General features: G+C 63.6%; 9 protein-coding genes and 1 pseudogene. 3 read left to right on the top strand and 7 right to left on the bottom strand.

The genetic code is table 11. The features are described from left to right. Both ACWCO2_RS36325 and ACWCO2_RS36320 read left to right on the top strand, forming a co-directional pair. A partial coding sequence (locus ACWCO2_RS36325; RefSeq protein WP_450132340.1) for an IS3 family transposase occupies positions 1-279 on the top strand: 279 nt, incomplete at its 5' end. Between the two features lie 96 nt (positions 280-375). Beyond that, positions 376-936, top strand: a complete 561-nt coding sequence (locus tag ACWCO2_RS36320) for a hypothetical protein (RefSeq protein ID WP_450132339.1) — start codon at positions 376-378, stop codon at positions 934-936. Positions 937-1,334: 398 nt separating this feature from the next. Here the strand turns inward: ACWCO2_RS36320 and ACWCO2_RS36315 are convergent, their stop codons facing one another. The 3 genes from ACWCO2_RS36315 to ACWCO2_RS36305 all read right to left on the bottom strand — a co-directional run bounded on the left by ACWCO2_RS36315 (position 1,335) and on the right by ACWCO2_RS36305 (position 3,152). Beyond that, the gene (locus ACWCO2_RS36315; RefSeq protein ID WP_450132338.1) at positions 1,335-1,670 is read right to left on the bottom strand and encodes a protealysin inhibitor emfourin; all 336 of its coding nucleotides are present in this window, start codon (positions 1,668-1,670) and stop codon (positions 1,335-1,337) included. Then, positions 1,646-2,737 (bottom strand): M4 family metallopeptidase, encoded by a 1,092-nt coding sequence (locus ACWCO2_RS36310; RefSeq protein WP_450132337.1) that lies wholly within the window; start codon positions 2,735-2,737, stop codon positions 1,646-1,648. The genes ACWCO2_RS36315 and ACWCO2_RS36310 overlap by 25 nt, the downstream gene beginning before the upstream one ends. A gap of 265 nt (positions 2,738-3,002) precedes the next feature. Beyond that, a complete protein-coding gene (locus tag ACWCO2_RS36305; RefSeq protein WP_450132336.1) occupies positions 3,003-3,152 on the bottom strand; it encodes a hypothetical protein in 150 nt (49 codons plus the stop codon). A 2-nt stretch (positions 3,153-3,154) separates the two neighbouring features. On the opposite strand from ACWCO2_RS36305, the gene ACWCO2_RS36300 reads away from it, so the two are divergent. Next, positions 3,155-3,640, top strand: a complete 486-nt coding sequence (locus ACWCO2_RS36300; RefSeq protein WP_450132335.1) for a hypothetical protein — start codon at positions 3,155-3,157, stop codon at positions 3,638-3,640. On the opposite strand, the gene ACWCO2_RS36295 is transcribed toward ACWCO2_RS36300, so the two are convergent. The 4 genes and pseudogenes from ACWCO2_RS36295 to ACWCO2_RS36280 all read right to left on the bottom strand — a co-directional run bounded on the left by ACWCO2_RS36295 (position 3,641) and on the right by ACWCO2_RS36280 (position 8,125). After that, positions 3,641-5,203, bottom strand: coding sequence for a DUF2235 domain-containing protein (locus tag ACWCO2_RS36295; protein ID WP_450132334.1), 1,563 nt, complete (start codon positions 5,201-5,203; stop codon positions 3,641-3,643). 1,566 nt (positions 5,204-6,769) lie between these two features. Further along, positions 6,770-6,940 (bottom strand): annotated as a pseudogene (locus ACWCO2_RS36290) (alpha/beta hydrolase); the annotation flags it as partial. A gap of 124 nt (positions 6,941-7,064) precedes the next feature. Then, positions 7,065-7,613, bottom strand: a complete 549-nt coding sequence (locus tag ACWCO2_RS36285) for a manganese efflux pump MntP (RefSeq protein WP_450132333.1) — start codon at positions 7,611-7,613, stop codon at positions 7,065-7,067. A 167-nt stretch (positions 7,614-7,780) separates the two neighbouring features. Continuing rightward, entirely contained in the window at positions 7,781-8,125 is a 345-nt protein-coding gene (locus ACWCO2_RS36280; RefSeq protein ID WP_450132332.1) for a bifunctional 3-phenylpropionate/cinnamic acid dioxygenase ferredoxin subunit, read from the bottom strand. Between the last annotated feature and the right edge of the window lie 763 nt (positions 8,126-8,888).

Genomic DNA, 8,888 nt, shown 5'->3' with positions numbered 1-8,888 from the left:
CGGTCGAAGAAGTTCCGGCGACTGTTGCGCCGCCACCAGCTGGCCGGATCCATGGGCAGGGTCGGGGCGTGTGGGGACAATGCCGCGATGGAATCTTTCTTTTCCTTGCTGCAGAAGAACGTTCTCGACACCAGGCGGTGGCGCACCCGCGAGGAACTGCGGCTGGCGATCGTGTCCTGGATCGAGACCAAATATCACCGCAAACGCCGGCAACGACGCCTGGGCAAACTCACCCCGGTCGAGTTTGAGACCATCTATACCGCCGCACACGCGGCCTGACACCAGTCAACCCCAAGTGACAACCGAACTCTGGGCAGCCCCCACCCCCCGCTGGATACCAGTGATCCAGCTCAAATCGGCTCGTAGGGTTGCCGCATGGGATACAGGTCGACTGGGGGCTTTCCTGCTGTGCTGACTATCCAAGCGTCGTCGTTGATGCTCGGGCTTGGTGTGCTGTTTGTGGGGTTCGTCCTCACCACTGCCGGAGCCAGCGTCATCACTTTAGAACCAGTGGTATCCGTGCCACCACCAAGTCAGCAAGAGCCTACCTCCCCGACCGAGGGCACGACGGAAACGACGAGCGGCACCACAGAGAGCACGACGGAAACGACGAGTTACACCACCGAGGAAACGACCCCCACGCCTGAAGTCACGAAAACCGCCCCCGGCAGAGGGAGCGGTGACGGCGGAACAGGCACGCAGGGTATGGGGCGACCGGAGCAGGACCGTGCACCGGTACATCCGGTGGCCATCGAGGCAGATGCTCAACTCCAGCTCAACACTTCGGGCGCGGTGCCGATGTGGATCGGGCTCGCCACCCAATTTGTTGGCTTGATGACCGCCGTTTTCTCTTGCCTGGCCGCTTGGACGAAAACCAAACCGAGTGCCGGAGAAGGTAAGCCACGTGGCAGGATCGATCGTAGGAGAAATTCATGACTGCAGTCATTTGGGGAGGTTGGTGCGGGGACGGCAGTGGAGGTACAAGCTCACGGTGAACGTAGCCGTGCGCCAAGACGTCGCTGTAAGAGCCGCCTTGCGGTGTGGGACTCAGCTGAACCACCTGCAGGTTGGGGCTCAACGAGGTTCAGCTGCTCCCACCGTGGATCATGCCGCTGGATACGGCGTCCGAAGCTGATCTCGTACCGCGTCTACACCGCGGCGGGGTGGCCCCGCGAAGAGAACCCACCGCGTTGTGCAAGCCGCTGGCGTGGCCTCGGCAGACTTCGAAATCGTCCGACGTCAGCAGGGTCTAGTGCGATCCCGGTATCCGGCGACGAACCGGGCACTGCCGCGTACATCTCCCGCTCTGCCATCTTCCCGGTAGCACTCCCGGGTCAGCCGGGTGGCCGGATGCTCCGTTCGTGGCCTGGGACGGACTCGATCCAGGTGATGAGGGAGCGCACCGCGCCCGACAAGTCGCGTTCGGTCAGCACGACCGTTCGGCTGGTTTCCCCGCTCTCGACGGTGATTTCGTAGGACTGGGCGTCCGGCATCGCCGCTGTCGTGCTCGGAGGAACGTTCTCCAGGTCGGCGGCGCGGACCAGGTCCCGCAACGTCGCGGCGTCCTCCTCGGTGAGCGAAGACGTGTCGACGGCGGTGGTGATGACCAGACCGGCCAGCCCACCGCCGCGAACAATCGAGACTCTCAGCGGACCCCGACCTCCTTCCACGCCGAGCGCACCGCCTTCTCCGCGTCGTGCCCAGCACCGTAGAGCTCCACCGCGGAGTTCGTGGTCGCCTCCGCGGCCTCCTTGAAGTTGGTGTTCGGCCGCATCTGCGTCGTCAGCGCGTGATACCAAATGTGCCCGGCCTGCTCCCAGGAGTACCCGTCGAGCCTAGTGGCCACCAGGTAGAACGCCTTGTTCGGGATGCCCGAATTGATGTGCACCCCGCCGTGGTCATGCCGTGGGTCGTTGTCGTCGGGCAGGTCGACGTACTGGTCCATATGTGCGGGTTGGCTATCGTTGTCGAAGGCCGTGCCCGGTGCCTTCAGCGACCGCAGCGCCTCGCCTCTCAGTTCGCTGCCCAGGATGCCCTCACCGATCAGCCAGTCTGCCTCATCCGGGGTCTCCTTGGCGATGTACTGCTTGATCATCGACCCGAACACGTCGGCGGTGGACTCGTTGAGCGCACCTGACTGCTTGTTGTAGCGCAGACCAGCGGTGAACTGCACGACGCCGTGGGTGATCTCGTGCGCCACCACCGCGATGTCCCGGGTCAGGCTGCCCTTGGCCATGATGCGGCCGCTGCCGTCGCCGTAGACCATCTGCAGCCCGTTCCAGAACGCGTTGTCGAACCCGGTTCCGAAGTGGACGCTCGAGATGAGCTCCATGCCCTCGCCGTCGACGCTGTTGCGCTGGAACACGTCGCGATAGAAGTCGTGGGTGTGGTCGGCGTTGTCGAACGCCTGGTTCACGGCCTCGTCGTCCACTGGTTGACCGCCCTCGCTGCGCCGGAGGACGCCGGGGAGGTCCTCGTGCCCGCCGTGCTGCACATCGTAGACGGATTTGCGTTCCTCCGTCGCCGGATTCAGCGAGGCCAGGTCCGTCGAGGTGACGCCAAGCTGCTGAAACATCTGCGTGATGACAGTGCGCTTCGTGCGCATTGCGATCGATGTCCCGATAGTGCGCAGTGCGGTCGCCCGCAGTTCCTCATCACCCCGCACCGCGAGGTCGGCGAGCACGTACTGTGGCAGGATGCTGCATGATGCGCCGGTGTAGCGGTTTGTTCGTCTCATTGCTGTGCTCCTTCGGCTACGAAGCCGAAACTCTCGGGTATACCGGTCACGGACCGTGCCCGAAGTCGTTTTCCACGATATTGATGCAGCAGTCCACGAAGTGCCGGGGGCTGCGTCGTCGGGGCTGCCAGGCTCGTTCCCGAGCGCTCCAGTGCGAGAACCCCCATACAATTACCGCCCCAGCACGCGAAGAAACTCCAGCACCAAGGCCCTCTTCCTTGCGGTGAGTGCGGGAAACTGCTCGGTTGTCCACCACCGGGCGGCATCACGCTCTGGCGCCGAATTCAGGGTGGTCGGCGACGCAGGTGCCCAACCAGGGGCGAACGTCCCAGGCCGGGATTCCGCCGCTGCGCAAAATAGCGCCCTTGTTGGCTTTGTCCAGCGCCTTCGCATCGGGAAACGAGAACACCACCAATGATGGATGAGAACTCCAAGTACGTCGCCGAGGGACACGACCGCAGTCGCCAAGGCGCACGGAAGCGCCACCAGACTCCGAAGGTGATGCAGGGGTTGATGTTCAACAGCGTGCAGCTACCGATGCCGCAGCCGACTCTGCGCGAGGCGGTGTGGAGGCACATCCTGGTGCCCTACTCGGCACCAGGGACTTGGGCCGCCGACCTGGGCAGGCGGTTCCGGCCCACGCCGGCCCAGATCCGCGACGCCGTCACCGCGGCGGCGCTCGAGGTTCTGGGCCGAACCGAGCCCGCGCACCTGGTGCTGGGCTACCTGGCCGACACGAACACCTTCTCAGTGCTTACCGTTCGCTCACCCCAGAACCTCGGTGCGCGAGCTTCCTCGCCCAACCCAGTGTCGCCGCCGACACCGCCCGTGCATATGGGGAATTCGTCACTATCTCGTGGCAGCTGCCGACGTCTCATGCTTGGCCTGGCGGAGAAGTGTTGATCAGGCGTGGGTCCGGTTGAGCTTGTGGACGGTGAGCTCGACGGCTCCGGCGTTGTTGAAGTAGAACCCCCAGGCGTCGTTGGCGAAGGAGTAGAGGTAGCCCGGGCGGAAGACTTCGAAGTCGGTGATGCCATCGCCGATCTTGAAGGTCGTGTGGGGTTGCTGGAGTTCGGTGTGCGGGTCGAGGGCGCCGTCGGCGATCACGCCTACCAGGCACATCCAGGGGGTCTCGTTTCCGTCGCTGTCGGTGCAGACGCGTCTGGTGCCGAACACTCGCGCCTGATCGTTCCTCGTGGCTGCCCGGATTCCTGCTTGGAGCAACTCCAGTGCCCGGATACCTCCGCGGAGGAGGGCAGGGAGGCGCGCTCCTCCCATTCGCGTTCCCGAAGGGCCGGATCTGGCGCCGCTGTCGGACCATTCGCCTCGTGCTGACAGCCGATAAGTACCCGGGGTGAGCCAGATGCCGGTGTCGTTCCACGGTTCGCGTGCCATGACCAGAGCCTTGGCCTGCGGCGGATCTCCGATGAGCGCCGTCTGGGGCCGGTAGCCTTCGACGACCTTGACGCGCTGGAGCGCGGATTCGTGGATCTCGCCTCGGGTGGCATCGTGCCTGTTCCCGGTGAGCTGTGGAACCGCGCGCGGGTGCGGATTGACGTATCGATAGAAGCTCCTGAGGTTTTCCCTGAAGTTGCCGGTGGGGTCCGGGGTGAGCTGCATCCGAGCGAAGGCGATGCCGCATTCGATGGCTTGGTCGACCATCCACTGCAACGTGACGTCGGACAGGCATCCTGTGCTGGCACCGGATGCCTGCTCGCGGCTGGAACCCCCCACGCTCCCGTGGTTTCCGGGGAACCAGACCTGCCGGAAGGTCGAACCGTTCGCGTCGACTCGAGAGGTCCAGAGCGTGGGGGCGAACGGGCCGCGTCGCTCGTCGAGTGCGACGGCATGGCGAGCGTGAATCACGCGATCGCTGAGACGCGTGTTGTAGAACCGGTACTTGCTGGCGTCGAGTGTGTCGAGGATGCCGAACTCCGCGGGAATGCCCAGTGATCCCACCGTATCCCACACTCCGAGGAAGTGGACCTGGACAGGATGCGCGAACCTGCGGTGGAACCAGCGGCGCCACACCGTCGCGTTGTCGGTGTTGTGGTGGTACGCGGAATAGACGTTTTCAGCGAGTGTGCGGTCGTCTTCGCCGGTGCCGTGCGGAAGGGGTTCGATCCCGTAGGTCGTCAGCAGCCCCGCTAAATTCCGCGCGAGGTAGGCGCCGCGACTGAAGCCCACCAAGCTGATATGGTCCGCACGACCATCGATGTCCTCGTGCTGGTAGTTCCGGGCCAAGAAGTCGTAGGACTCGACCATCTTCGAGTCCAGCCCGAGCCCTACCGCCCCGGCGACGACGTTGACAGGGACGAAACCGGTGGTGCCGATCCCCGACACGTAGCACGTCTTCTGCGCGCCATCGGCGTTCTGATCGGCCAGCGCATCGTGCAGACGACGCACGTTCGTCTCGTCCTGCGGGGAATTCCAAGTGCCGTCACAGCAGACGATGAGGTGTTTCATGGCTGCCCCCAGACAAAGCCCGACCCCCCAAGGTTGTCGGCGACGCTCGCTACGCGGTACAGCCTTTGGTCCCGACCGTACGCACTGCGAACGGCGGACGCGCTCGTACGATGGTCCAGCAGGCTTATGTCGGTGTATCTGAGCCGCCCTGCAGCACGTATCACGGGCCAGACAGTGTCTATGCGCGCATCTAAGGGCTCGGGACTGCGAGTAGAAGGGGTGTTGCCCTGGCCGGTCACACACCGTCCGCTTCGTCCCGGCCTTGGTGCTGCGCCTGACCCAGGAGAACCCCAACTGGGATACCGCCGACTTCCCAGCGAACTGCTGGTCCCAGGGACGAAGGTGGCCGCGTCCACCGTCTGGGAGATCGTGCAGTCGGGCCGGCATCGATCCGACACCCGAACGGAACTCCAGCACGTAGGCGGACTTTCTACGCTCCAGACCGAGGCCTTGCTGGCGTGCGACTTCTTCGAGACGGTCACCTTGTCCGGGGCGAGGATGTACGTGCTCGCAGTGATCGAGCACGCCAACCGACGGGTCCTGGGCGCCAGCACACACCCGACAGCCTCCTGGGTGGCGCAAACCACCAGGAATCTCATCATGGACCTCGAATCGGACAAGGAACGAATATCTGCTTCCCTCCTCAATTCCCATACCGGGACGTTGACGTTCGTCACAAGCTGCGGCGGGACAGGTAGCCGTGTCCCCGAAACGAGCACCGCCATGTATGCCACGGGCCGTTCGGGCACATCTCGGGACACCCGACAGAACCTGTCCAGAGCGTGGGCCAGCCGACATTTTCTCAGTTCACAAGCCAAATCCGCCTGTCCAGCCAAGGCGTCCCATGTGGACTCCGGGCAGGACAGGCTGGAACAGAAAAAGCCCCTGCCTCAACCAATTTCGGGAAGCAGAAGGCGGGTGAAAAGTGTGCAACTCGCCCCTCGGACACAAAAAGTGGTGAGATTTCCCCACCGTAGCAAGTGCTTGAACACCGTATCGCGGCCGCCTTTTGGCTGTCGCGAGTTTTGGTTTCTGCAGGTTTGTTTTCGCCTGGTCTGCGCTGGTCATCGGAGTGGTGGCCATGGCTGAGCAGATCGTCACGGGCCTGGTGCCGCCCGAGGTCACCGGCTCGGGTTCTCCCGTCGAAGCGGGGAGCGGCGAGCGGCGGAGCCTTCCGCTGCCGGTCATCGCCCAACGCCGCGAGCTCCTGGCGACCTATGGGATGACCCGGATCGATGCTTCCGGCCGAGTCCCGGCCGCGCCTCTCCTGCACGCACTGCAGTGGCACCCCGGTCAGAGCCTGACCATCCGGGTCACCTCCGGAGCAGTGATCCTGCAGCCCGACCCGGGCGGCATCCGCATCGGCGACACGGTGATGCTCGTCGCCGACCCGCGCCGGGACATGGTGCTGATCGCCCCCCTCACAGCCGTCGACGAAGCCCTGGAGCAACGTCACGCCATGGTGTGGGGCGGTGAGCCGGCACGGCCGAGAACAAGACCACCTCAGGAGTCAGGGCGCTTCGGCCGACAGCTCCTATCGTCTGCTGACGGCCTGACGACCCGGCCTCACTTCAGGTGCCGGGCGAAGAACCGGTTCCCGTCGTCCCCCTCGAACTGCGGGACGCCGGTGTGCCCGCCCATGTTGGCGTGCAGCGTCTTCTCCTCGGAGCCGAAGGCGTCGAACAGGTCCAGGGCCAGCTGACGGTCGTTTCCTTCGTCGTCCCACTGCAGCAGGACCGCAGCTCAGAGAACCTTTTCCCATCCAAGACACACACTGGACAACAGCCCACGCGAAAGCCCCGGGCTAGGCTCGAACGCATGGCTAGCGTCAACCACGTTTACCGGCGCTAGTGCCCGGGGTTCAGGCGGATACCAGCGGTAGCACAATCGCGGCGCCGATGAGCGAGATGCCGCTGAACAGGTCGGATCGGATCCGAGCAACCTTGGCAACCATGCGTCCGAGGAACAATCCAGCAAATGACATGATCGCCGTCGCCGCACCGAAAGTCATCATCGGGACCACGAGCGAAAACCCGGCAAACCCCAACCCGGCACCGGCGATGAAATTATCGATGCTCAGCGATAGCGGCATGCCGAAGAGCGTCACCCATGGATGATCCACCTCTTCCGGCTCGGGCTTCCGCAATGCCCCAACCAGAAGATACAGCCCATATGCCCCCAACACGACAGGGCCGATGTAATCCGCACCCTCATCGATGAATTCCCCCAGGTAATAGCCGACGAATCCTCCTGCCAGCGGCGCCAGGGCATCCCACGCCCCGAAGACGAGGGCAACTTGCACAGCACGGAGCCAGCCGAAGGGAATGGTACCGATGGCGATCGACGACCGGAAGTTGTCGAGACTGAGACCAAAGGCCAGAGCCACAAGCGGGAGAAATTCAATAGCCACCCGAAACCACCCCGTTTGAAATAGTTTACGCGACTCCGAACTCGCCAAGAGACGACGTTGAACCGGCACCATTTCCAGCAGTCGGGGCTCACCACGACCGAGGATTGCGCCGGGCACGGGAATGGCCCCCATGAAAACGCACTAAGCCCGGCACAGGACATCACCGATCACCTGCGCGGCGGGTTGTTGCTGCCGATTTCGATATGCACGATCACATCGTCGTCGATCACCTCGACTTCGTACGTGCGCAGCGGCTCCGTTGCAGGCGAGCACAGCGGCTCCCCGGTGCGCACGTCGAACCGCGACATGTGGACCGAGCACTCCACCGACATTCCGTCGAAGTGACCTTCACTGAGCACCGCGAACTCGTGCGTGCAAACATCATCAACGGCGTATACGGTTCCGTTGACGTTGAAAATCGCGATCCGGGGAAGGGTGCCCAGTCGCCGTGCCGTCCCGGGCGGAATCTCACGAAGGCTGCACGCGCGTACTCGATGAGTGGACCGTGCCATCGATACAGGTCCTTTCTGCGGATTTCCACGCACGCACCTCGACCGTGTCGACCGGAGAGCTTGAAACTCCGAACGACTCTGCCGGATCCTCGTTCGGTGGGCGGCGCAAGACCCCAGCGCGATCCGCTTGCCGGATAAGGAGCCTTGCGCCACCACAGGCGTAGCCGGCGTTGCGGAATTCCAACACCCGACGCGACTACGACAAAGTGAGAAACACGGCACTTCGCTCCCGAACGTCAGCCCCGGTAGAAGTAACCGGTGACCTCAGCGCAGACCTCGATGACCGTGTACTCCGGAGTTTCCCACTTCTTCATAATTTCCTCCTCGCGTTGACCGCACCCGATGATCGGGCGACAACTGGACGATGCGATCCGCGCAATTCCAAGACCGGAGCCTCGAAATTCGAGCGTTCCCAACAGATCATCTTCGATTCATCGGAATTGCCGCAACAGACATAGCACCAGCGGCCTGGGATCGGTGCCGAACGGCGCCTGCGCGGCCACGAGCGGGGTCTCGATCATCCCTCGAAACACTGCTCCCCCATGACCATCCCTCGTGGTAGTCGACCGTCGGCAAGAACGCTGATCGACTAAGCAGATTCCGGGTCTCCGCGCCGGCATGCACGGAACAGCATGTCGCGTCGATGCCTTGGCAGACAACGATTTGAGGCCTAGTACTGCAACGGCAGTTCAGGGGTAGCCGCGTTTTCGGTAGTGGCTGGTTCGGGCTTGGAGTTGGCGTTGTCGGCGCCAGTGTGACCAGG

It is taken from the genome of Saccharopolyspora sp. NPDC002376, from assembly GCF_053593195.1.
This window is presented reverse-complemented; position numbering and strand designations above follow the sequence as displayed.